Annotated in this window: 12 protein-coding genes, 1 tRNA gene and 3 rRNA genes; 4 read left to right on the forward strand and 12 right to left on the reverse strand. The window is 40.9% G+C overall.

Going from position 1 to position 25,488, the window contains the following annotated elements; genetic code table 11:
- Window positions 1–16: 16 nt before the first annotated feature.
- The 3 genes from KJA58_RS04960 to KJA58_RS04970 all read right to left on the reverse strand — a co-directional run bounded on the left by KJA58_RS04960 (window position 17) and on the right by KJA58_RS04970 (window position 3,412).
- Window positions 17–817, reverse strand: coding sequence for an MBL fold metallo-hydrolase (locus KJA58_RS04960; RefSeq protein ID WP_213358311.1), 801 nt, complete (start codon window positions 815–817; stop codon window positions 17–19).
- The gene (locus KJA58_RS04965) at window positions 814–3,264 is read right to left on the reverse strand and encodes an FtsK/SpoIIIE family DNA translocase (protein WP_213358399.1); all 2,451 of its coding nucleotides are present in this window, start codon (window positions 3,262–3,264) and stop codon (window positions 814–816) included. The genes KJA58_RS04960 and KJA58_RS04965 overlap by 4 nt, the downstream gene beginning before the upstream one ends.
- Before the next feature lie 74 nt (window positions 3,265–3,338).
- Window positions 3,339–3,412, reverse strand: a tRNA-His gene (locus KJA58_RS04970).
- Window positions 3,413–3,892: 480 nt separating this feature from the next.
- Between KJA58_RS04970 and KJA58_RS04975 the strand changes: the two genes are divergently transcribed.
- The 3 genes from KJA58_RS04975 to rrf all read left to right on the forward strand — a co-directional run bounded on the left by KJA58_RS04975 (window position 3,893) and on the right by rrf (window position 8,841).
- Window positions 3,893–5,442 (forward strand): 16S ribosomal RNA (locus KJA58_RS04975).
- A 228-nt stretch (window positions 5,443–5,670) separates the two neighbouring features.
- Window positions 5,671–8,609 (forward strand): 23S ribosomal RNA (locus KJA58_RS04980).
- A gap of 117 nt (window positions 8,610–8,726) precedes the next feature.
- Window positions 8,727–8,841: ribosomal RNA gene (gene rrf, locus KJA58_RS04985) — 5S ribosomal RNA — on the forward strand.
- Together the 16S, 23S and 5S rRNA genes form the textbook arrangement of a ribosomal RNA operon.
- 372 nt (window positions 8,842–9,213) lie before the next feature.
- Here rrf and nqrF read toward each other — a convergent pair.
- The 4 genes from nqrF to hctA all read right to left on the reverse strand — a co-directional run bounded on the left by nqrF (window position 9,214) and on the right by hctA (window position 12,821).
- Window positions 9,214–10,506 (reverse strand): NADH:ubiquinone reductase (Na(+)-transporting) subunit F, encoded by a 1,293-nt coding sequence (gene nqrF, locus KJA58_RS04990; protein ID WP_213358312.1) that lies wholly within the window; start codon window positions 10,504–10,506, stop codon window positions 9,214–9,216.
- A gap of 119 nt (window positions 10,507–10,625) precedes the next feature.
- Window positions 10,626–10,985 (reverse strand): preprotein translocase subunit YajC, encoded by a 360-nt coding sequence (gene yajC, locus KJA58_RS04995; protein ID WP_213358313.1) that lies wholly within the window; start codon window positions 10,983–10,985, stop codon window positions 10,626–10,628.
- A 101-nt stretch (window positions 10,986–11,086) separates the two neighbouring features.
- Window positions 11,087–12,322: a 23S rRNA (uracil(1939)-C(5))-methyltransferase RlmD gene (gene rlmD, locus KJA58_RS05000; protein ID WP_213358314.1), complete on the reverse strand. Its 1,236-nt coding sequence runs from the start codon at window positions 12,320–12,322 to the stop codon at window positions 11,087–11,089.
- 133 nt (window positions 12,323–12,455) lie between these two features.
- Complete coding sequence (hctA, locus tag KJA58_RS05005; RefSeq protein WP_213358315.1) at window positions 12,456–12,821, reverse strand: histone H1-like protein HctA; 366 nt, start codon at window positions 12,819–12,821, stop codon at window positions 12,456–12,458.
- Between the two features lie 293 nt (window positions 12,822–13,114).
- On the opposite strand from hctA, the gene KJA58_RS05010 reads away from it, so the two are divergent.
- The gene (locus KJA58_RS05010) at window positions 13,115–15,853 is read left to right on the forward strand and encodes a hypothetical protein (RefSeq protein ID WP_213358316.1); all 2,739 of its coding nucleotides are present in this window, start codon (window positions 13,115–13,117) and stop codon (window positions 15,851–15,853) included.
- Here the strand turns inward: KJA58_RS05010 and hemG are convergent.
- The 5 genes from hemG to alaS are packed head-to-tail and all read right to left on the reverse strand — an operon-like array spanning window position 15,848 to window position 25,409.
- The gene (gene hemG, locus KJA58_RS05015) at window positions 15,848–17,125 is read right to left on the reverse strand and encodes a protoporphyrinogen oxidase (protein ID WP_213358317.1); all 1,278 of its coding nucleotides are present in this window, start codon (window positions 17,123–17,125) and stop codon (window positions 15,848–15,850) included. The genes KJA58_RS05010 and hemG overlap by 6 nt on opposite strands.
- The gene (gene hemN / locus KJA58_RS05020) at window positions 17,122–18,510 is read right to left on the reverse strand and encodes an oxygen-independent coproporphyrinogen III oxidase (protein WP_213358318.1); all 1,389 of its coding nucleotides are present in this window, start codon (window positions 18,508–18,510) and stop codon (window positions 17,122–17,124) included. Before hemN ends, hemG begins: the two co-directional genes overlap by 4 nt.
- Window positions 18,491–19,483 carry a uroporphyrinogen decarboxylase gene (gene hemE / locus KJA58_RS05025; protein ID WP_213358319.1) on the reverse strand — a complete coding sequence of 331 codons (993 nt, stop codon included), beginning with the start codon at window positions 19,481–19,483 and terminating at the stop codon, window positions 18,491–18,493. Before hemE ends, hemN begins: the two co-directional genes overlap by 20 nt.
- Before the next feature lie 47 nt (window positions 19,484–19,530).
- A complete protein-coding gene (gene mfd, locus KJA58_RS05030; RefSeq protein WP_213358320.1) occupies window positions 19,531–22,812 on the reverse strand; it encodes a transcription-repair coupling factor in 3,282 nt (1,093 codons plus the stop codon).
- Window positions 22,788–25,409: an alanine--tRNA ligase gene (gene alaS / locus KJA58_RS05035; protein WP_213358321.1), complete on the reverse strand. Its 2,622-nt coding sequence runs from the start codon at window positions 25,407–25,409 to the stop codon at window positions 22,788–22,790. Before alaS ends, mfd begins: the two co-directional genes overlap by 25 nt.
- Window positions 25,410–25,488: the final 79 nt, after the last annotated feature.

The following is a 25,488-nucleotide window of genomic DNA, read 5'->3' on the forward strand; positions in this document are numbered from 1 at the left end:
TGGTTTTCTATGGCCATTATAGAGCTGAGATTAATTTTGTCGATTTTTCAAAGAATAATGGTTCAGAAAGTTTATCTTGGTAGGCAATTTTTGGAATTACCTTCGTTGTCTTGGATAGGTAAAAACAGACTTTATCAAAAGCTATTTGCTCAGTATTTGTTTCGGCCGACAGATGAGCTAGGTATAATTCTTTTAACTTGGGCGATGTTATGTGAGAAAGCAATTTACCACATTCATCATTGGAGAGGTGGCCCAATCTACTCAATACTCTGTTTTTGTATACAGAAGGTCGGGAAGATCGAAGTACCAAGTCTGGTTCATGGTTGGCTTCCACCACCAGATAGTCGCAATCCATAAGGTCTGTTATGAGCAGGGATGTAACAAATCCAGTATCGGTGCAGAAACCTAAGCGTTCATTTTGATAAGAAAAGACAAAACCTACCGGGTCTACGGCATCATGACAGACGCTGAAAGATCGGATGGTTAAATCTTGAAACTTAAAAGTATCCCCAGTGGAAAATATTTTGAATTGAGGGTGAAATTCCAGAGAACGACACAGAGCTTTTGCTGTTTCTAAATTAGCTATTATCGGTGTGCCGAACGTCTTTGCAAAACTTTTTATTCCAGAAGTATGGTCTATGTGTTCATGTGTTACCAAGATTGCATGAATATCTTCTGGGTGTACACCTAGCTCTGATAGCTTGGGAAGTACGGAATTTTTGCTGATTCCAAGGTCTATCAAAATTTTACAGTCGGCAGTCCCTAGGAAAAAACTGTTTCCTTTAGAACCTGAAGCTAGGGGGCAAAAACCTATCATTGTAAGTGCTCTGGGGGATGTAATCGTGATAAAATTTTTCTAGGCTTAGCCCCCTCTGAAGGGCCTATAACTCCGGCTTCTTCTAATTGGTCCATCAAGCTAGCTGCTCTGGCATAGCCAACTTTTAATTTTCTCTGTAAGAAAGTTGTAGAGGCGTTACCTGTTTGTAAAATTAAATCTTTTGCTTGTTGAAGAAGGGGGTCTTTTTCAGAAAAATTTACGTCACAACTAAGATCAGAAATATCAAAAGAGGGAACGACATAATTTGTGGGAAATTTTTTGCAGAGATCTTGTATGACTCTGTTGATATCATCATCACGAATATAGGCGCCTTGAGCCCGAATGGTCCCAAAGCTTGAGGGGGAAAGGAACAACATGTCTCCATTTCCCATTAGAATTTCTGCTCCAGGCTCGTCTATGACTATTTGACTATTGATTCTGCTGGAAACTTTGAAAGAGATTCTTGAGGGGAAGTTAGCCTTGATTAATCCAGTAATGACTTCTCTAGAAGGTCTCTGGGTAGCTAGGATAAGATGTATGCCAACAGCTCGGGCCATTTGGGCTAGCCTAACAATAGGTGTTTCAACATCTTGGGATGATGATAGAAGTAGATCAGCTAATTCATCAATTATTCCAACAATAAAAGGCATTTTTGACGGAATCTCTAAGTCCAAAGATCCTTCTATTTCTTCATCTACGGTACGAGAGTTGAAAGATTGAATGTTTCTTAGCCCGAGGCGTCTAAGAATTTCGTAGCGCTGCTCCATTTCTTTGACAAGCCATATTAATGCAGAGTGCGCATCTTTAGCTTCTGTTACGACGGGAGACAGCATGTGGGGTAATTCAGAATATCCTGTAAGTTCCACTTTTTTAGGATCAACAATGACTAGTTTGATGTCCGATGGGTGCGTTGTCATAATAATGGACATGACGATAGCATTGATGCAGACAGACTTTCCTGAACCGGTCGTTCCAGCAATGATTAAATGAGGCATTGTCGCTAGATCTGCCCAGAGATTTTCTCCATTTGCCTTCTTCCCAAGCAAAAGGGGAATTTGAAGCCTGGTTGAGGACTTCCTGTAATCTTCTAGTAAATCTCGAAAACTAACTTCTTGAGGATAGGGGTTGGGTATTTCTATTCCTACAGCGGCTTTTCCAGGAATGGGAGCTATGATCCGAATGCTAGAAGCTTGTAAATTGAGAGCGATATCATTTTCTAAAGCTTTAATTTTTTGAACTTTTACACCCGTTTGAGGCAGGACTTCAAAAGAGGCCAGAGTTGGTCCAGAGCAGATATTTCCAAGAGAAACTTCTATGCCAAAGCTGGACAGAGTATCGTGCAATACTTGGGCCTTGTTTTTCAATTCTTCTTTTAAAGAGAGATTAGAGTTAGAAGTTTTTTTGCTGAGCAGGTGGCAGTCCGGAAGAAATTCCTCTGGGTGACGTAAAGGGGTGGTTTTTTGAGCGGTTATTTTGGGTTGAGGGGTGAGTGGCAGAGGAGTGATTTTAGAAGAATCGGATGGAAAAGGGGTTTTGGGGAAGCTTTTTGTTAGGTCGTGTTTTTTATTTTCTAGAGAAGATTTTCTGGCTGGCGAACTTTGAATAAAACTGTTTAAAGATCTTTCTTGTGGATGAGGTGTAATTAGAAGTAGAGGATCTTTTGGCTTACTGGATGTAGGGAGGGGAGTGCAAGGGGGGGGCGAGGATTCTGATGAAGGAAGGATAGTTGGAATCAGTGGGTTGCCGATTTGCTTAGAGGTAATTTTTATAGAAGGTTTTGGTAGATACTTCCTTTTGTCTAAAAGGTTTGACATAACTTTTTTGAGAAAAGAGAGCAGGGAGTAAAGGCGTTTTTTTACAGAGCTTCCCAGGTTTTTTTTTTTGGCAAAAGCCAGGCCATTACTCAGGTAAAGGATTGCTCCAACTAGAGAAGTTGAAAAAAGTACGGCAGTTCCTACTCTGCCGATTAGGTGCTTTACGCAGATAGATTGTCCTGTATAGGCAATGTAGAACGGGATTCCTCCTAGATAAGAAACGGGAGAATCTAAGCCTATAGAAAATCGAGGTAACTTATTTTCCAAATAAGAGGGTAGTACAGCTGTGGGTGAGGCCATAGACAACAAGAAAGACAAGGATATAAGGGCTATAACTAAGGCTAGGTGTTTTTTTCTAATTAGGTGAAGGGGGGTTTTCTTAAAGTTGAGTACGGAGAGGAGAAAAAGGTATGGAGGAAAGGCTAGGGCTGCGGCTCCGAACGAGTATGTAAGGATTGTGCTTAAGGACCATCCCAGTAATCCTATCCAATTCTGGGTGCATGGTTGATTTGGGTGAAAACTAATCAAGCTCAAACAGGAAAAACAAGACCAAAACAGATAAATAATAGCTTTAGCTAGGGGAGGGAGAGAAGGAAGAATAGAGAACTTTGGGGCTTTTTTTTCCTTAGACATTGTTCGCCTTGGCATAAATAACCGCTCTTGTTGAGTTATAGCAATAAAATCAAAAGAAAAAAAGCACAAAGGAGGGCGAGCGACGGGGCTTGAACCCGCGACCTTCGGAACCACAATCCGACGCTCTAACCAGCTGAGCTACGTTCGCCAAGAAGTTAAATCAAGGGCATTCTAAGGTTTTCTTTTAGATAATTCAAGGAAAAGAAGAGTTTTAGGAAGAAAACCATTGTTGTAGTTAGGTAAAGGTTTTTGCTAAAGGAAACATTAAAGTGGATGAAGAAACGCTAAAAAATTTTTGATAGCAAAGCGTTAAGTGGTTGAGCGGATGTTTTTTTTTGATGCTGATATGTTTTTTTCTTCCTTGCAGGGTGTTTTGGGCGGGGTTTTGGTTTTTTTTGCAAAAAAATCTCAGCATTGTTGTTGCATAAATAAATGGCGTTGTTGTAATATCTCGATTTCTTCTTCGCTGCGATTCAAGCAGAAAGAGAAACACCTCCTCAAGAGAAGGAGTGGCGGCAGCAAGGTTGTCGTCTAAGTCTTGACAATGCAAATGAGATAGAATGCAGGCCAATATATAGAATGCTTGTGAGGATTTTTTAAAAATCCGTCGATTAATTTGATTTATTTTTTTTCTGAGAATTTGATCTTGGTTCAGATTGAACGCTGGCGGCGTGGATGAGGCATGCAAGTCGAACGGAACAACAGCTTGCTGTTGTTTAGTGGCGAAAGGGTTAGTAATACATAGATAATCTGTCTTTAACTTGGGAATAACGGTTGGAAACGACCGCTAATACCGAATGTGGTGCGCAAAGGAGTCTTTAGCGTATTAAAGAAGGGGACCTTCGGGCCTTTCGGTTGATGAAGAGTCTATGGGATATCAGCTTGTTGGTGGGGTAAAGGCCTACCAAGGCTATGACGTCTAGGCGGATTGAGAGATTGACCGCCAACACTGGGACTGAGACACTGCCCAGACTCCTACGGGAGGCTGCAGTCGAGAATCTTTCGCAATGGACGAAAGTCTGACGAAGCGACGCCGCGTGTGTGATGAAGGCTTTAGGGTTGTAAAACACTTTCGCCTGGGAATAAGGGATTTTGGCTAATATCCAGAAAACTTGAGCGTACCAGGTAAAGAAGCACCGGCTAACTCCGTGCCAGCAGCTGCGGTAATACGGAGGGTGCTAGCGTTAATCGGATTTATTGGGCGTAAAGGGCGTGTAGGCGGAAAGGAAAGTTGGATGTTAAATCTTGGGGCTCAACCCCAAGCCAGCATCCAATACTATCTTTCTAGAGGGTAGATGGAGAAAAGGGAATTTCACGTGTAGCGGTGAAATGCGTAGATATGTGGAAGAACACCAGTGGCGAAGGCGCTTTTCTAATTTACTCCTGACGCTGAGGCGCGAAAGCAAGGGGAGCAAACAGGATTAGATACCCTGGTAGTCCTTGCCGTAAACGATGCACACTTGGTGTGGATGGACTCAACCCCATCCGTGTCGTAGCTAACGCGTTAAGTGTGCCGCCTGAGGAGTACACTCGCAAGGGTGAAACTCAAAAGAATTGACGGGGGCCCGCACAAGCAGTGGAGCATGTGGTTTAATTCGATGCAACGCGAAGGACCTTACCTGGGCTTGACATGTATGCGACCGCGGCAGAAATGTCGCTTTCCGAAAGGACGGATACACAGGTGCTGCATGGCTGTCGTCAGCTCGTGCCGTGAGGTGTTGGGTTAAGTCCCGCAACGAGCGCAACCCTTATCACTAGTTGCCAGCACTTTGGGTGGGAACTCTAGTGAGACTGCCTGGGTTAACCAGGAGGAAGGCGAGGATGACGTCAAGTCAGCATGGCCCTTATGCCCAGGGCGACACACGTGCTACAATGGCCGGTACAGAAGGTAGCAAGACCGTGAGGTGGAGCAAATCCCAAAAGCCGGCCCCAGTTCGGATTGTAGTCTGCAACTCGACTACATGAAGTCGGAATTGCTAGTAATGGCGTGTCAGCCATAACGCCGTGAATACGTTCCCGGGCCTTGTACACACCGCCCGTCACATCATGGGAGTTGGTTTCACCTTAAGTCGTTGACTCAACCTTTTTAGGAGAGAGGCGCCCAAGGTGAGGCTGATGACTGGGATGAAGTCGTAACAAGGTAGCCCTACCGGAAGGTGGGGCTGGATCACCTCCTTTTAAGGACAAGGATGGTTGTTTTTAACAACCTGACTAGGTTGGGCAAGTGTTTTATATCCCTCATTCTGTCTCTTTTGCGTTGTCAAGTGTTGCTTTCTTTACATTTGAGAATATTGTGATTAAGTATGTTATGTAAATAATGGTATCAAGTATTTTCACATATAGTAGTAGACGTTTAAGAATACAGTTTATGGTGAAAAGTTGACTTGCATGGATCAATAATTTACAGGCCAAGTTATTAAGAGCTATTGGTGGATGCCTTGGCATCGACAGGCGATGAAGGATGCGTTTACCTGCAGTAATCCTCGGCGAGTTGGTATAAGCTATGACCCGGGGGTATCCGAATGGGGAAACCCGATAGAACTAATATTCTATCATCATGCGTTGAATACATAGGCGTATGAGGCGACACCTGCTGAACTGAAACATCTTAGTAGGCAGAGGAAAAGAAATCAAAGAGATTCCCTGTGTAGCGGCGAGCGAAAGGGGAAGAGCCCAAACCGCATTTAATGCGGGGTTGTAGGGTCGATAACGTGAGATCTTAAGTTTTAGCTGAATATTTCTGGAAAGTTGAACGATACAGGGTGATAGTCCCGTAAGCGAAAAAACAAGAGACTCTATTCGATTCCTGAGTAGGACCAGACACGTGAAACCTGGTTTGAATCTGGGGAGACCACTCTCCAAGGCTAAATACTAGTCGATGACCTATAGCGAACCAGTACTGTGAAGGAAAGGTGAAAAGAACCCTTGTTAAGGGAGTGAAATAGAACCTGAAACCAGTAGCTTATAAGCGGTCGAAGGCCTATGGCTTCTTTTAGGAGTTACGGCTGACGGCGTGCCTTTTGCATGATGAGCCAGGGAGTTAAGTTAAACGGCGAGGTTAAGGGATATACGTTCCGGAGCCGAAGCGAAAGCGAGTTTTAAAAGAGCGTTTAGTCGTTTGATTTAGACACGAAACCAAGTGATCTATTTATGACCAGGTTGAAGCATGGGTAAAACTATGTGGAGGACCGAACTAGTACCTGTTGAAAAAGGTTTGGATGAGTTGTGAATAGGGGTGAAAGGCCAATCAAACTTGGAGATATCTTGTTCTCTCCGAAATAACTTTAGGGTTAGCCTCGGATATTAAGCTTTTGGGGGTAGAGCACTGAATTCTAGCGGGGGTCTACCGACTTACCAACGGAAATCAAACTCCGAATACCAAAAGCGAGTCCGGGAGATAGACAGCGGGGGCTAAGCTTCGTTGTCGAGAGGGGAACAGCCCAGATCGCCGATTAAGGTCCCAAATTTTATGCTAAGTGAGTAAGGAAGTGGTGATTCTAAGACAGTTGGAATGTTGGCTTAGAGGCAGCAATCATTTAAAGAGTGCGTAACAGCTCACCAATCGAGAATCATTGCGCCAATAATAATCGGGGCTAAGCATAAAACCGACATCGCGGGTGCACATTTTTGAGATGTGCGCGGTAGGAGAGCGTAGTATACAGCAGTGAAGATGTATCGTAAGAAGCGTTGGAGCGTATACTAGTGAAGATCCATGGCATAAGTAACGATAAAGGGAGTGAAAATCTCCCTCGCCGTAAGCCCAAGGTTTCCAGGGTCAAGCTCGTCTTCCCTGGGTTAGTCGGCCCCTAAGTCGAGGCGGAAACGCGTAGACGATGGAGTAACAGGTTAAATATTCCTGTACCACCTAAAACTATGGCAATGGAATGACGGAGTACGTTAAGCACGCGGACGATTGGATGTGTCCGTAGCACAATGAGGCTGGTTAGTAGGCAAATCCGCTAACATAAGGCTAGGTTGTGATTAAGGGAAATCTTCGGAGGAACCGATAGTGTGGCGCAAGGCTTTCAAGAAATAATTTCTAGCCGTTGATGGTGACCGTACCAAAACCGACACAGGTGGGCGAGATGAGTATTCTAAGGCGCGCGAGATAACTTTCGTTAAGGAACTCGGCAAATTATCCCCGTAACTTCGGAATAAGGGGAGCCTTTTGGGGTGATTGTCTTTACGGCATGAGCTCTGGGAGGTCGCAGAGAAATGGCCCAGGCGACTGTTTAACAAAAACACAGCACTATGCAAACCTCAAGGGGAAGTATATGGTGTGACGCCTGCCCAATGCCAAAAGGTTAAAGGGATATGTTAGTCGTAAGGCAAAGCATTGAACCCAAGCCCTGGTGAATGGCCGCCGTAACTATAACGGTGCTAAGGTAGCGAAATTCCTTGTCGGGTAAGTTCCGACCTGCACGAATGGTGTAACGATCTGGGCACTGTCTCAACGAAAGACTCGGTGAAATTGTAGTAGCAGTGAAGATGCTGTTTACCCGCAAAAGGACGAAAAGACCCCGTGAACCTTTACTGTACTTTGGTATTGATTTTTGATTTGTTATGTGTAGCATAGCCAGGAGACTATGAACATCTCTCGTCAGGGAGATGGGAGTCACCGTTGAAATACTGGTCTTAACAAATTGGGAATCTAACGTTGCTCCATGAATCTGGAGAACGGACATTGCCAGACGGGCAGTTTTACTGGGGCGGTATCCTCCTAAAAAGTAACGGAGGAGCCCAAAGCTTATCTCATCGTGGTTGGCAATCACGAGAAGAGCGTAAAGGTATAAGATAGGTTGACTGCAAGACCTACAAGTCGAGCAGAGACGAAAGTCGGGCTTAGTGATCCGGCGGTGGAAAGTGGAATCGCCGTCGCTTAACGGATAAAAGGTACTCCGGGGATAACAGGCTGATCGCCACCAAGAGTTCATATCGACGTGGCGGTTTGGCACCTCGATGTCGGCTCATCGCATCCTGGGGCTGGAGAAGGTCCCAAGGGTTTGGCTGTTCGCCAATTAAAGCGGTACGCGAGCTGGGTTCAAAACGTCGTGAGACAGTTTGGTCTCTATCCTTTGTGGGCGTAGGATACTTGAGAGGAGCTGTTCCTAGTACGAGAGGACCGGAATGGACGAACCAATGGTGTGTCGGTTGTTTTGCCAAAAGCATAGCCGAGTAGCTACGTTCGGAAAGGATAAGCATTGAAAGCATCTAAATGCCAAGCCTCCCTCAAGATATGGTATCCCTATGAGACTCCATGTAGACTACGTGGTTGATAGGTTGGGGGTGTAAGCACAGTAATGTGTTTAGCTTACCAATACTAATATGTCCATCGACTTGGCCTTTTTATCATAAACGAAGCCTAGTAGGCTTTGTTGTTGAGTTAAATGATCAAGTGTAAGTCTCCATCATAGACTTTCTTAAGCGTCTATTAGTATACGTGAAAACGATACCAGAATTAGCTTGGTGACAATAGAGAAGAGGACACACCTGAACCCATTCCGAACTCAGAAGTTAAGCTCTTTATCGCCGATGGTACTGTACACAAGAGTATGGAAGAGTAGGTCGTTGCCAAGTTTTCTTTTTTTTATTCCTAACTGTTTCTAGTTAGTTCGAAAGAGAGGTTTTCCCTCTCTTTTTTTTTGTAGTGTTTTTCCGAAAACTAGTCTCCTAAAGGCCTATTTTTTAGCGTTCTATAAAGAAACGTTTTTCTTCGGCTTAGCCTTGAAAATATTTTAAAGCATGTGCTTGTTCTCCCTTTAGTTCGAAAGAGAGGTTCCCTGTTTTTAGAGAACGTTAAACCTTTTTATTTTTAGAATTTTTTATAAAACGGAAGACCTGCTATTTATCGCTTTTCCAATATACATCCGTCGTAATCAAAAGCTTTTTCGAATGGGAAGGGAAGTAGGAAATACTGCCAATAGAAAAAAGGAGCTTGTAAAAGCTCCTTTAACTTCCGAAGTCATCAAGAACTATTGACGATCTTTCTACGCCGTAATCGTCTAGTAATTTTAAAATGCTGCTGTTGTGAAGGGGTGGTCCACAAACATAGTATAAATAATCTTCTGGATTGTCTAGTTTGTTTAACTGTCCTAGTTCAAAGGCTTTGAAAAGAAAATTGGTTTTTACAGGATCTTTAGTATCCCATCCAGCCTCTATATCTTCTGGTAATGGAGAAGAAAGGACTAGGTGATAGTGAAAGTTAGGAAAAGAAGCTTCTAAATCTTTGTATTCTTTTTCATAAATATTTTCTTTTAGTGACCTGGCTCCATACCAGAGAGTGATGTCTCTGGAACTATTTTTATTTTTAAGAAGATCCATGATGTGGCTTCTGCCAAAGGAAGATCCAGCTCCGCCTATAAGAAAAATTAACGGTCGGCTATCTTCCTTCATGAAAGACTCTCCATAGGGTCCAGAAATGAGAATCTTATCACCTGGCTTCAAAGAGAAAATATAAGAAGAACAGACTCCCCAAGGGATATTTTCTTCAGGATAATTATTAACGAAGGGTGGAGTAGCTATCCGGATATTGAACTTGAGTATAGGAGATTCTTTTGGATAGGAGGCCAATGAATAAGCTCTTTGAACTTCCTGATGTTCCAGATTTGTATAATCTATAACGGTATCAAATAAATGAAAATGTTCCCAGTCTGATAAATACCGGGGGTCCATGGTGTTTTTCCAATCAGACGTGTTGGTTTTATAAGGAGGAACGGTTATCTGCAGGTATCCTCCCGGTTTGTAGGGAATACTAGTTTTTTCATCAACTTTAACTACTAGTTCTTTAATAAAGGTTGCAACGTTTTGGTTAGAAATAACTTCAGCTTCCCAAGTCGTTGCATTTAGGTATCGATCTTCTATTTCTAAATCGAGATCGTGCTGTACTTTGTACTGACAAGACAATCTCCAGCCTTCTTCTAGTTGCTTTTTTGAAAACGTAGATCGATCTGTCTCTAGAGGGGCTTCCGCATTTTTGATGCGTACTTTACATTGTTTGCAAGCCGCTTTCCCTCCACATGGGGATGGGATAGGAATTCCTGAAGATAAAAGAGCTGATAGGAGAGACTGTCCGCTATCGACGACTTTTGTTTTAGAGTCGTCTTTATTGATACGTAGCTTGCAGGAGCACACTTTAACAAAGAGTTTCTTTGTAACGAGAATAAGAACTGTTAAAAAAAGACCTATACAAGAAAAAATTAGCCCAGCTACTACTACGACAAATAAGCCCTGAAGCCAATCCATAACTCAGTATATCCCTCAAAGCTAAAGGTATTGAAAGCCGAATTATAGTGCTAAAAATAAAAAAAGCAATGGATATTCTTCTGGAGAGAACCACCCATTGCTCAGGGTTTTGATCTTTATTAAGACTTGGACTTTTCTGGTTTTAAGACCTCATTAACGGCAGCTTTTAAAACTTCAATTTTCCCTGAAGCAATATTTAAAATGACGGTATGCTCCAAGACTTGGTCTACAGTTCCGATAATTCCCATTGCAGTAACTTTATCGCCTTTAGCTAGCTCGCTACGGGTTTTTTCTGCTGCTTTTCTTCGCTTTTGTTCTGGCCGCCAGAGAATAAAATAAAAGAAGAAAATAGCAACGACCAACATCAAAGCTGAGGGCGTAAAGCTCCCTCCGGAGGTTGAGTCTGCTGTTGCTTCAGCAAAGAGTGGAGATGATAAAGCTGATAAAAGGAAAAAAACCGAGAGAAATCGGCGCAGCATAGAAAAACTCCCTATAATATACCAAAGGAATTCAGGATAACATAGAGGAGCTTCTCAAGCAATGGAGATTTGTCTGCTGACAGGACTGTTTTTATAAAATTTTATTTTTTTCTCATAAGGACGATATTCTCTACATGTGTTGTAAAAGGAAATTGGTCGACAGCTTTCATTGCTACTAACTCATAACCTTCTTTTGATAATGTTTCGCACTCCTCGTATTGTGTTTTGGGATTGCAAGAGACGTAAATAATGCAGGGAGGACTAATCCTTAGCAGATATTTTAAAGTTTTTGTTTGCATTCCACAGCGAGGAGGGTCGACGATTACAACATCTGGTTTTTGGACTGTCGAAAATAATGATACTTCTTGAGAAGAGGCTAAGGATCGACAAAAGGTTTTAGCGTCCCCTTGGGCTACTGAAACCTTTTTTTCTAATTGGTTTATCAAAATATTTTCTTTAGCAGAAGTTACGGCGTCAGGGACTATTTCTATTCCTTGTACAGCACACACAGAATCTGCTAGACAGATGCCTAAGGTGCCCGCTCCGCAAAAAAGATCTAGCACCAGTTCCTGGCCAGAGGGCTGTAAAAAGTCATAGATAATTTGAGAAATATGGGCGGCTTGTTTAGGGTTGGGTTGAAAAAAACTTTTGGCATAAACCTTAAACAAGAGATCCCTAGTCTTATTAGCAGCAGGAAGCTTTTGCCATAAAAACCCTTCTCCATAGAGAATTTTTTGAGAAAAAGATGTGGGAAAGCCCTTTTGAACAAGCTTTTCTTCCCATACTATGGACGTGATAGGAAGAGAGCTTTCTAAGAGATGTTCGACAAAAGAATCTTGTTGGTTAGGGGCCACCTTGTATTCAGGCCTCCCAGAGGACGTTAGCATTATAAGAATATCTTCAGAAACATTACTTTTTCTTATAGTGAGGGATATTAGAGAACCTTTGTTTTTGGGGGCAAAGTATGCTGAAATGTTCGGGTGTTTATGCCACCAAGAGCGGACAAGTTCCAGACAGTCGATAAAAGTTTTTCCGGCAATAAAACAGGAATTTATAGGGACCGCGTAGCGAGGTTTTTTATTAGACATTAGCCCTAAAGACTTGTTCCCGTCTACTGTTTGGAAGAAGGAAAACTCCATCTTATTTCTGAAAGCTTGCAACGGCTGTGAACGCACAATTCCTTGAAAAGAGGAAGAGGATATTAAAGGGGAAAAAAGAGAAAGTAGGGCATCTTGTTTTTCCTTTAGGCTAAGCTCATAGGCATCGCGAGGGTACGAACACCCGCCGCAAGAGCCAAAATGCGGACAAGCTGGAGGGGTGTCAGAAGCAATAATCATTACGGAAGACTCTTAAAAAAGAAAGCAGCACCAACGGTAACAGATGGATAGCTTTTCTACAATAAGAGGCTAAAAAAGAAGAGGAATGGCGACATGAAAAACATGTCGCCTAAGGAAGGAGGTCAAAAAGAAGCTATCTTCTCGAAGATCTTTTAGGAGCTTTTTTCTTTTTAGCTCCAGAAACACATTTCTTCGTTGAGCAAGTAGCTTTTTTCTTTACTACTTTTCTCATAGGTCTAGAAGATGTTTTAACTGTCTTTTTCGATGCAGCAACGCGCTTTGTAGAAGCTTTTTTTGCTGCAGGTTTCCTCTTCATCAAACCAGATTTTTCTGCTTTGATAGATTCTTTTCTGTATACTTTGGCAACTTTTTCTAATTTGATAGATTGCGTGCGTACTCTTTGAGCCGCCGCTTTGTTACCATTGTCTGCTTTGGAAAGATCACTTAGAATTTTTTCTAAAAGATCTTTCATTTTTTTTGCCGTGTCTTTGAGCGCCATGAAGAATAATCCTCAAACGGGTTAGTTGTATTAGTTTCAATTTTTTTAATTAGTTTGTTGATAAGAATTCATGCAACTGTTTTTTAGAAAAAAAATGATTAGAGCAGACAAAAAAACTATGGCCTAAGTTATAACCTCTTTGTTTATCAGTGTGTTATTAAAATTCTTTTGTTGTTGAATTTTTTGAAAAAAAATCAGTTTTATTTTTGTTCAAAATGCGTTTTCTTATAGGTGGGGCATCTTATTTTAACGAGGAAGGAGCTTTGTTTAGGCTTTTCATAAAGACTTTTTTTATGCCTTGGTCTCATTGGATCATTATCGTCAGTATTCTCTTGAGTAATCCCTCCAGTTTGCTGGCATCCAGTAGAACAGCGCACACCACTTCTAGTGGGATAAAGCAAGGAAGTAAAATAAAAGCTTCCTCTGGAGCCATTTTGAATGGAGAATTTAAAGAAGTGTTAGAAAGAAAGTCTCTGCAAGAGCAGTTGGCGTTTTTCCAAACTTTTTTAGATGTTGTAAAAGAACCTGGGGCTAAGTTTTCCGTTCAGGAGTTTGTTACTGCGGCAAGCCTTTCTAAAATTCTGGCTTCTTCTTTGGTGAAAGAAGGAGAATCTGACAAAGCCGTTGAAGTTATTAAAAACACTCTGCGGATCCCCGGGCTCCCAAAGCAAGCGCGAACAGAATTGATGGCATACCTCCAAACACTTAATCCGGAAAAACTACCCTTGCCTCAACTTGTGGATAAACTTTTTGGCCTTCCACAGGAAGTTCAAGATAAAATGTCGTGGCAAGATTCCTTGCTGATGAATGTTTGCAAACTTGCTTTATTAGGGGACTACACGAATAGAAAATATGAAGTAGAGCAAGCTTTCTCTTCAGAAAGGTATTCGGAGTGCTCTATGCTAGCTAAAAATCTTTTCGAGGATATATCTACCGGAAAAGTCTATTTGGATCCTCACTTGTTAAAGTTAGAAAAATATTTTCTTCTTAGGATAGACGAAACTTCGAAATTTTTTTTAGCTAAAAAGGAAGGTAAGACAAGCCGAGAATTAATGGGGTTAATCAGTAAAGTTTGTTTGAAAGAAAAGAATTATGCAGACGCTTTGTCTTGTCTATTAGAACTTATAGCAAAGGGAGAGGTTGCCAGGTCCTGGGAGGTAGATAGAATATTGTTTTCTGACGCTTTAAATCGTAGTGTTAGTTCCTTGCGAGAGGCCGTCCAAGAGTTAGAAGTTTTGATAGACCGAGGTCGATACTTATCTGGATCTATTGCTTGTAACGGTTATTTCAAATTGTTGGAATGGTATTTGAAAAGTTGTGAGCAAGCAAGATTAGATAGCTTATTAGAAGCTGGGGAGAAAGAATTTTTTAAGGAGGATTCTCCGTATTATTCTAGCTATTTATTTTTTTTGGGAGCGAGAGCCTATCGACAAGGTTTGTTTGCTGAAGCTGTATCAATTTTGGAAGAAGGCTTGAAGAATTCTCCCAATTCAAGTTGTTTTCTTTCGGATATTTGGGAATGCCTTGGTTGTAGCCTACTCAAGCAGGCTATGAATATAGCTTGTGAAACAACTAGAAAGCAGATGTATTCTCGAGCGGAAGTATTTTTTCTTAAGGCATATAAAAATTGGGCTAGAACGGAAAGCGGAGTGGCTTGGTTTTTATGTAAGGCGTTACGAGGAGACCAACACAGTTGCTTTGATTTCATGCGAAAAGAGGCGCAAAAAATGCCTTTTAAAGAGAAAAACATGATTTTGAGCCTATACGGATTATTTTTCTCCTCTCCGGAAGAATTACATCTGTACCCATTTTCTTTGAGAAAAGAAAAAAATATAAAAGCTTTTTTGCAAAATCGTTTTTCTGTGGAAGAGATGACTTTATACGAAGAGATTTTTGCTTCTTTGCTGAATTTGATGCCTTTTAGTTTTGATTTAGAGCAAAGAGAGGACTTAGAGGTTGTAAAGAATTTATTAGATTTAAATGTGTCTAACAAGAGGCCTAAAGAAGATTTTTGTGCACGGACGTCGTTATTATCGAATGAAATATTCTCCATAGTCGAAGAAGTTGTCGCTTTCGAAAATACGGAAAAGTTAGATAAGAGCCTACAAAAAAATTCTTGGGATAAAACTTCTCGGGAAGCTTTAAAAGTTCTCGTTGCCGTAAGGAAAGGAAACTCTTTTAATGTGGAAGGTTTCGATAATAAATTTCTTTCCATGGCTTCTCAATGTTTTGCTGCATGCACGCAGGGAAGAAAGGTTTTTTTTGATGAAAAATTTTTCTTAGAGGCATCTCCTTTGCTTAGGTCGTATTTTCTTTCTATAGTATCTAGAATTCCGAACTGTTTTAATTTAGATTTTCCCAGACTGTTCGAAACTTTAGGGAAAGTAGAAATCGCTTACGGGGATAGATTGTTTTTTCTACTGCAACCCTATTTCCTTGGGTGTGGCTCTTTGGAAGATATTTATCTGAAAGCGCAACATTTCTCTCAAAAATTTCCTTCCTCGGCGCTGGCATCTATTGCTTATTATTTGTCTAGCCTGGGTAGGACTTCCTTGGAAGAGAAGGAAAAAGATTTGAGAGCTGCTGCATCAAACTTAGTTAATCTTCCCCATGGATTAGGTAGAGAAGCCGAAAGAGCTTATATAAGATTTACTATACGCCGAGCCCTTGTCGAAACTTTAATGGAGAAATGCTCTCCAGCATCTTTAATTGATGCAACGATAGTTCTAGAAGAACTTAAGGAAGAATTTTTTTCATCTACACATCCTATAACAGGTTGTTGGCGTATGGATAATCCCACCACTTTTTACAAAGCAGGGAATCAGATAGGGCTTCTTTTAGCCAAATGTTATGCATTGAGGAATGAAGAAGACGCTTTAATAGATCATTTGGTGGAGAGTATGGAAAATAATCTCTTGTCAGAATCTAGGTGCGGGAAACATTTTGATGGAACCCTAGCAGCATCCTTACAGTTGGGGGAGGTTTTTATTGCCAACTATGGTTCTGTTTTTCCCCAAGAAAGTTTTTCATAGGGTTTGTACAAGGGAGTACGCATTTGCTATACAACGATTAACTCCTGGACCTACAACATGATGGCCTGCTAGTTTGATCGAATGGGGGAGAGTTTGTTCTAAACTTGATAGTTCCTCTGAAAATCCTGGGGTCAGTTGAGGGATGCCATCAGGAGCAAAAGAGTAGGCAAAAGCATCTGGTCTTTGGAATATATTGAGATATTTTTGCGACGCTAGTATTCCATGTTTCAGAGCATCAGATTCCTTTAAGTTTGAATCGAATAAAAGAGCGATTTGAGTCTTTCCTTGAGCTATTTCTGGAAATATTTCTGTAGTCCAGACAATTCCTAAAATTGGTGGTTCATCAGCTATAAGCATCCCGTATCCACGTTTTTTTAAAATATTGGGAGAGTCCCATCCCAACGAGAGGCATGATAAAGGCCGATCTTTAATTTTGTTTAGAAGTCCATCGAAAGGGATGGAAGGAAGAAGGGTGGCTAAGGATTTTATATGGCCAGTGTATATGAGGGTATCTGCAGGGTATAGAGCTTTGTGTGTGAGAATTTGTAGTTGAGGGGAAAGGATGATTTTTTGCACAGCTTCGTTGTACACGGGAGAAAAAGGGAGTTTTTTTAGTAGTCCTTTTATTAATGAAGACATACCTCCTTTAGGTGTTGCTAACATAGGGCTTTTGGTTTTTGCTTGCTTTCGAGGAGAAGAGAAGAAGTCATGTAGGAAGCTTTTTAAGAGAGAGCCGTGTTGTTGTTCCCGTTGTTTTAAAGAGGGAAAGGCTAAGGTTGCTGATAAAACTTCTGGATAGCCGGCACGGATGCCTGTTGTGACAGGAGCTAAGATATTTTGGATCATTTTTGGTGTTGCGTGTCTGTCAAAAAAACTTCGTACAGTCTCTTCAACAGAGCAAGGTTTAACCCTCAGGTCTTTGATAATAGAGGAAATAAGCCCTTGAGATAGTAGGCTGGGGAGCCCTATCTTTCTTGTTTTGTTGTTAAATCGTATGTAGCGTTTTTTTGCAGACTTATTACAAAAGAGTAGCGGGATAGAAAGATCCTGAATTAATTGTTTTGTAAAAAAACCCTCGCCACTGGTTAGAAATCCTTTTGGTCCCAAATCAAAATTAAACCCTTTAGATTGTTTAGACGTAACAAGTCCACCAGGAGTCGAGGAGCGTTCCAAAATAGTGATTTGAATAGCATTCCCGTATTTTTTGTTAAGAAGATAGGCTACAGAGAGCCCTGTTAATCCAGCGCCAATAATTACGAAACGTTTTTTCATATGGATGACGAAAAAATATTTTTAAGAGGGTCTGTTTTTTTTAGAAGATAAGCGTCAAAGGCTGTTGCTATTACCCTGACAAACATTTCTCCTAAAGGAGTTACAGAAAGGGCTTCTTTAGAATTCTGAATAAGACCGGTACTTTCCATCCCGAGAAGTCGATCATAAGCAGAAGCAAAGTATTCATCAAAATCAACTAGGAAAATTTCTGAAAAAATTTTTTTGTCTATTAGGAACGTACACATGATAGTGTGAATAACCCACTTCCTTATCTGATCATCTCGGGAAAGATTCTTATATTTTCGCGTTGCTAAAGAGCCGATGTTTATGGAATGTTCGTAATCGGATAAAGTTTTTGCATTCTGTAAATAGGTTGTACCTATAAGACTAGTGGCTGTCATTCCGAAGCCAATAAGGTCATTTGCAAGAGGTAGAGAATACCCTTGGAAATTACGGATTAAAGTTTTAGCTAAAAAACTTTGCGCTAGATCGTCGTCGGGTAAGGCAAAATGATCCATACCTATCGGTAGGTATCCAGAAGTTGTCAATGCTTTTCGGGATTCGGAATAGATGCGAAACTTTTGCTCCATGTCTGGTAGTTGGTAATCTTTGATGGCTTTTTGGTGCTGTTTTATCCAAGGGACTTTAGCAAAAGAAAATAAAGCTATACGGTTGGGCTGAAGTTCTAGGGTTTTCTCTATTGTGCGAGCGAAGGTTTGAGGAGTTTGTTTAGGAAGGCCATAGATGAAATCCATATTGATGCTATCAAATCCCGCGGAGCGAGCTTCTCTGTAGGTGGATGTAGATTGACTCTCTGTTTGTCGGCGTCTGACAGCTTCTTGTACTTCTGGATTGAAATCTTGAATTCCTAAACTAACACGATTAAATCCTAAAGAACGAAGAAAGTGGGGGTCTCCAGTTGTGCCTGGTAGGGATGTCCTGGGGTCGATTTCTATATTAATTTCCTTTGAGAAATCAAGGTTGAAAGAGGAAACGATCTTGTCGAACAGTTTTTCAAAAAGTTTGGGGCTAATTTTTGTTGGGGTGCCTCCTCCAAAATGTAGTTGAGTTACCCTGCGCTTAGAACCAATGAATTCACAAACAAGATCGATCTCTTTCATTAGGGTATTTACGTATTTTAATTCTACTTCGGGGTTCCTATTAAGGACCACAGAGCAAGCACAGTACAAACACATTGTCCTGCAAAAAGGGATATGAAAATACAGAGATAACGGAGCTTCTTTTCTTTTATCTAATTCTTGCAAGGCCTCTTCTGCTGAAATAGAAGAATTGCAATCGAACCATTCAGGTATGGTTGGGTAACTGGTATAACGAGGAGCAGGCCCTTGGAGGCCTTTAAGAAAATTAAAATTGATTCCGAACATAATCTATTAAGGCTAAAACATTTTCTAGTGGGGTTTCTGGAAGGATTCCATGGCCTGTATTCAGGATGTAGTTTGGGAAGTTTTTTATTTTTTGGAATTGAGGAGCAAAAAACCTCAATAGGTCTTGCTTAGGTAATAATAGAAGAGCTGGATCTATGTTGCCTTGGTAAGAAATGTTTTTATCGTTTTCGGTAAGCACTTCCTCTATAGGCTTGTGCCAATCGATACTGAGAGCTGTTGCTCCAGTTTGTTTTAGACTGTCGATAAAGAAAGATGAATTTCGACAGAAAAGAACCACGGGAACTTTTAGGTGTTGTAGCTTTTCTATAAGTTTGGTGTTAATTTCTATTACATATTTTTGAAAAAGATCTTTGGGTAATCGATGAGAGGTAGAATCAAACAATTGGATGACATCTACTCCGGCTCGCACTTGACCCTCTAGATAAGAAACGATCGCAGAACTCAAGGTTTTCATGAGAGTAAGAAAAAACTCTGGTTGTTCATACCAGGTTTTGGCTGCCTTGTTAAAATCTTTAGAGGAGCCACCCTCCAGTAGGTAGGAGGCTAGCGTGAAAGGAGATGCAGAGAACCCGATGAGAGGAACTTTTAAGGAGCGTTTTAATTCAGAGATGGCTTTGTATAGGTAAGAAAAAGTTTCTTTCGGATCTTCTGTAAAAGTTAAAGGTTTTTCTGTTGAAAAGTTGATGACAGGGCCTGGGGAAAATTTATAGGGGATATTGAAGCCATCGAGAATAGAGAGAATGTCTGCAAAAATTATTGCTGCATCTGTTTGCAAAATTTGAGGGCCTAGAAGGGTTGCTTGTACGATTGTTTCTTCGTCGTGGAAGATAGAAAACAAATCACGGTTTTTCTTTAACCGTTGGTACTCAGGCATATACCGCCCCACCTGTCGCATAAACCAAATAGGTGTAGAGGATGCTTTCTGTGATAGAGCGTCAAGGAAGGTAGACATAAAACCCTCGGCTGAAAAATTTGTTTAGCTCTATCCCGTTAGGAATTTCAAGAAGAAGAGGCTTCTTCTGATAAGGAACTTTCTAAGGGAAAGGCCATACCTATAGCTTTAACGACATCTGAAAACAACTCTTCAGGGTCGGGGGACAGACTGAAGGGCAAAGTCTTGCGAATTTCTTCAGACTTTCCATGCTTCTGGACCACAAATAGAGTGTTTGATGTCGCTTTGATTATGGAAAAGTTGTTTTTTACAGCGAAAAGACGAATCTTTGCAAGAACAAATAGCAGCTCTATGGAGGTATCATAAGGGCCGAAGCGATCTCTTAACTCTTCCTTAATTTCGTCAAGGTCTTCATCGGTTTCTGCATTACCGATTTTTTGATAGAATTCTATTCTTATCGTGGCTGATGGAACGTAGCTTTCTGGGATGGAGGAGTTGTAGGGGAATTCTATTTTGACATCATCACCAAAGATTCCCTGGGTTTTGTTTTTCTTGAGATTTTTCACAGCTTTTTTGAGTAGTTTACAGTAGAGGTTGAAGCCAATGGAAGTAATGTGTCCTGATTGATCTGTTCCTAAGATGTTCCCCGCTCCGCGGATTTCGAGGTCTTCCAGGGCGATTTTCATTCCGCCCCCATATTCTTGTTTATTGAGAGCTTCCAATCTTTTTGCTGCTCTACTTGATAAAATTTCTGCATTTGCAACCATGAAGTAGCAGTAGGCTTTTTTGTTCCATCGACCTACGCGTCCTTTCATTTGGTAGAGGTCTGCCATACCGAACTTATCTGCATTATCAATAAGTATTGTATTAGCATTAGGAATGTCTATACCATTCTCTATTAGAGCCGTTGCCACCAAGACGTTAGTTGTTCCTGCTTTAAAATTTTCGAAGATTTTTGTGAGTTCTTCGGAATTCATTTGACCATGAGCTACGGAAATTTTAGCTTCGGGAATTAATGTGCGGATATTTTCTGCTAAAGAAAAGATTGTTTCTATCCGATTGTGAATAACATAGGCTTGGCCTCCTCGAAGGAGCTCATGTTTGATAGCTGCTTGAATAGTTTCGTCTTTTTTTTCTACGACGAAAGAGCTCACAGGAAGGCGATCATAGGGAGGGACGGTTATGACCGATAAGTCACGAGCTCCAGACAGAGACATGTACAGGGTTCTAGGAATGGGAGTAGCCGATATTGTAAGACAATCAATGTCTGGGTGTAGTTGTTTCAGGTGTTCCTTGACCTTTACTCCGAAACGTTGTTCTTCGTCAATGATTAGCAGCCCAGGGTTTTTAAAAGAAACGTCTTTGCCGATCACTCGATGAGTGCCTATTAGGATATCTATTTCCCCGGCACCCACCTGATTTAATAATTGCCTTGTATTTTTGGTTCCCGAAAATCGGCAGAGGACACCTATTTTTATAGGGAGATCGCTCATCCTTTGACAAAAGGTTTCGTAATGCTGGAGAGCTAAAATGGTTGTGGGAACCATGACAATAACTTGTTTGCCCCCATCGCAAACAGCCTTTACAGCTGCGCGCATAAGAACTTCTGTTTTTCCAAAGCCTGCGTCACCACAGATTAGGCGGTCCATGACTTTGTCGGAAAGCATATCAGAGTAAATACTATCTATAGCTTTCAGTTGATCAGGAGTTTCTTCATAAGGGAAAGACTCCTCAAACTTTCTTACATTCTCGCCATTTGGGGGATAAATGAAGGCTGGTAGGGTGGTTCTTTCTGCCTCTAGCTTCAATAATTTTTCCGCATAAGCGATTAAAGATTTTTCTGTAAGATCTCTACAGCGTTTCCATTTAGAGCTGTTTAAATCATGTAAGTCGGGAGATTTCTCTGAAGAGCCTACATATTTGGATATAAGAAAAGCTTGGTCAGAGGGAACATATAACTTTGCTTTGTTGGCATACTCTATCACCATGTAATCTGTTTCTACGTTTTGGTGATTGGGTTTTCTTTCAACACCTAAAAACTTTCCTATACCGTTCTGCAAATGAACGACAGTGTCTCCTGGTAAAGGAACGTATACTTCTTCAGTTGAAGAAGAGAAGTAACTGCGTTGTTTTTGTCTACGCAAGATTTTCTTATGAGAAAATTCTGACAATGAGATGGCTGCAAAGCCTCCTTCGGGGAAAAAGAATCCAGAAGATAAAGTTCCTTCTCGGGTGCATACAGAAAATTTTTGTGCAGAGGCTTGTAAAAGCGTTGCAGATTCTGTAAGAGTCTTCCCTTTTGCTCCATAGACACAAATGGACGGAGAGAGACCTTCTTGAAGAGAGGGAACAAAATCTTCCAAGTACTTTGCATAAGAGGCTAGAGCATTAGTATTTTCTTCGCTGCTGATGAATTCTTGATCTATTTTCAAAAAAGGAGAAGCGACTCTTTTTATTGAAAAGGTAGAAGCTAATATTTCTATGGAACTTTTATTTAGGGTTTCTTGGGATAAAACCTGTGATGATAAAAAGAGTTTAGGATTGCTTGCAATATTGTTCCATAGCTCGTCAATGGCAAGAAATTGTTTTTTATGAGTTCTGAATACGCCAACTTGATTTGCATAATCTGATTCCAATTCCATAATCTCATCGAAAACGTACAAAGATTGGGAATCAAAATAATCTGTTAATGCCCCAGAAAAGTTTTCTCTGGAGAAATCATTGGCGGGAGTAATATTAACGTTTGAGATTTTACCAGTAGAAAGCTGGCTTTTAGGGTCGTAGATCCTTATGGAAGATAAAGTTTCTCCCCAAAATTCTAGACGTACAGGTTCTGTGGAAGACAGGGGAAATATATCTACGATACCCCCGCGGAAAGCAAACTCACCTTTTTCTATAGCTAAGCTCGAATGTTGATATCCTAGTTCTTTTAGAAGATCTATAACGGTTTCCGAACTAATTTCATCATTGATGGAGAGAGTAATGTATCGAGAAGCCGATTCTTTGGGAGTTGGGGTTTTTTCTAAAATGGCTTTTAGTGTTGTAAGACAAAAGGTGGGGCTGTTTTTTTCTGATAAGGTGTGAAGAAGAGAATCTCTTTTTCCTACGGCGTCAACGTTTACCCATTTCAAAGACAAATCAATCTCTGAAGAAGGAAACTCTTCTGGAGGCTGCCCCAAGAACGTTTCAATATTTCCTAGAAGGTCATCAAAACGTTGTTGAGTTGTTACGACAACTATAGAGTCGCGTCTATCATAAAAGAGTTTTGTTGTCAGGAACGCAACAGCTCCTGAGCCAATATTTTCTATAACTAAAGACTTCCCTTCTTTAAAGTCTTCTTGACAATGGGAGAAGAAGGGTGTGTTTATTTGCTTTGGGTTAAGATCCATTGTTGTACGGTCGAAATAATGTCTTCTGGCTGAGGCTGTTTGGGAGAGCTTCCTTGGGAACAGTTAGCTTTGCCCCCACATTTTCCTCCTAGAGGGAGAAGGATGGTATGTAGTAAAGAGTTTGCATGAAAGCCTTCAGCTACGAGATTGTCAGATATTTTTATTAAAATGGTGTTTTTCTCTCCTTTGCTTGTTGTGAGAATGGAGACAAGGTTTGAGGGGGTTTTGTGGTGAAGCTTGTCTGCATAGGTTCTAATGGCATGAGCATAATTAGAATCTATCTCATGGATAATAAGAGAGATTTTTTCTTCAATTTTACTAGATTTTAGGTGTTCGATGTCTTGAAGAATGAAAAGATCTTCTAGTTTTTTTATGGTTTCTTTGGCTTCAGAAAGTTCTTTGTAAAGATTGTCCAACTTTATTTCCAAAGAGTCCTCGGGAGTTTGTAGTTTTTTCGATAAGGAAGCTAATAAATCTTCCTTCCTTCTCAAAAACTTTAAGGCTTCTTCTCCAGATATAGCTTCTATACGACGAATTCCCGTTCCTACGGCCTGCTCTTTAACGATAAGGAAAGCACCTATGCATCCAGTAGACTTTGCATGAGTTCCTCCACAAAGTTCCTTGGAGAACTCCATGTCAACGACGCGTACGACATCGCCATATTTATCCCCGAAGAACTGCTTGATTTCAGAACAATGGATAACATCGCTGTATAGAGATTCGCGGACGTTGATTTCTAGATTCTCTTGAATCTTTTCGTTAACGATGTCTTCAATAGCTCTGAGATCTTTTTTAGTTAGCGCTTGATGGTGAGTGAAATCCAAACGAATTTTGGATTCGTCAACGTATGAGCCTGCTTGGCGCACGTGAGACCCAAGAACCACTTCTAAAGCTTTATGAAGTAGATGGCAAGAGGAGTGATTAGCGCAAATTTTCAATCTTCTTCCGCGATTAACTTGAGCCGTTATGGCTTCACGAACAGATAAAGAACCTGTGGTCATTTTGCCCTTATGTACTATAATATTTGCTCGTGGAGACTGAGTGTCCTCTACAAAGAAAGATCCCGAAGAAGAAAAAATTTCTCCTTGGTCTCCAACTTGCCCTCCTTTTTCTGAGTAGAAGGGAGTCTGAGAAAGGATAATTTCTCCTTGTTCTCCTTCAGTCAATGAATCAACAGGTTTGCCGTCTTTGAGCAAGCAAAGGATAAAACTTTCAGAAGAAGTGGTTTCGTACCCGCAAAATGTAGAAGAAAAATCAGAATCTAAAAGTTCATAGGAGGAACTGAGATCTACTTTGGTTTTTCCTGCAGATTTTCTAGAGAGATCGCGGGATTGTTGATCCAGAAGAGAGAAAGCCTCTACATCTACAGAAATGTTGTGGTCTTTAGCCATCAGACAAATTTCATCTAAGGGCAAGCCGTAAGTATCCTTCAATTTGAAAGCATCTTCTCCTGAGATGATCCCTTTAGATTGAGAGTGAGCAATAATTTTTTGGAAGAGAGTTCCCCCACGGTTTAGAGTCCGCAAATAATTTTCCTCTTCCCCTGTTAGAACATTACAGATGTGGTTTTCAGCCTCTTTTAATTCTGGGTAAGCATCACCCATGACCTCTATGAGGGAAGGGATAATTTCTCCGAGGAAAGGGTTATTAAAACCGATTAGTTTTCCATAGTTGACAGCTCGTCGAAGAATTTTTCTTAGAACATATCCCCTATCTACGTTTCCTGGAAGCAATCCATCAGCGATGGCAAAGGATAGGGAACGAACATGGTCAGCGATCACCCGGAAAGGGGCTCCTTGGTTAGAGGGAGAGTAGTTTTTGTTAGATAGGCGTTCGATTTTTTCTATAATGTGCCTCAGGACATCTGTTTCAAAGACAGAAGAAGTGCCAGCAAGGAGAGAAACTAGGCGCTCCAATCCAGCTCCTGTATCAATATTTTTTTTAGGCAGCGGGGTTAATGAACCTTCTTTGGCACGATTAAATTCCATGAAAACTAGGTTCCAGTATTCCAAGAAGCGTTCGCCTTCGGGGTCATGTTCTGGAGAGCTTGCTGAGCCAAAAGAATTTCCTCTATCGAAGAGAAGTTCCGAACAAAAGCCGCAAGGACCAGTATCTGCCATAGACCAGAAATTATCTTTATCTTGAAGACGGACTATTCTTTCTGTAGGTAAATATTTTTCCCAAAGAGAAAAAGCCTCGTCATCTTTCTCGTGCACAGTGGCCCAAATTTTCTCAGGATCAAAGTTAAAAACAGAGAGAGATGCTTCCCAAGCAAAAGAGATGACTTCCTTTTTGAAGTAATCACCGAAGGAAAAATTTCCTAGCATTTCAAAGAAAGTTAGGTGTCTTGAAGTATGTCCGACATTTTCCAGATCATTATGTTTTCCGCCTGCTCGAATACATTTTTGAGAGGTAGACACTCTGGTATAGTCAGTGTTTTCTTTGTTTAGAAAAATGTTTTTAAATTGGTTCATCCCTGCATTGATGAAAAGTATAGAGGGGTCGTTATGAGGAAAAACTGGAGACGAAGGGAGGAGAACGTGTCCTCTATTTTTAAAAAATTCTAAAAATCGAGCACGAATAGTGTTACTTAGCATAGCAATAACATTCTTTAGTTACATTTTCGAAAGAAGAGATGAATCTTCAGAAGGGCATTATACTTGTAAGATGTTTTTA

The sequence above is a fragment of the Chlamydiifrater phoenicopteri genome (assembly GCF_902807005.1).
GTDB classification, from domain to species: Bacteria; Chlamydiota; Chlamydiia; order Chlamydiales; family Chlamydiaceae; genus Chlamydiifrater; species Chlamydiifrater phoenicopteri.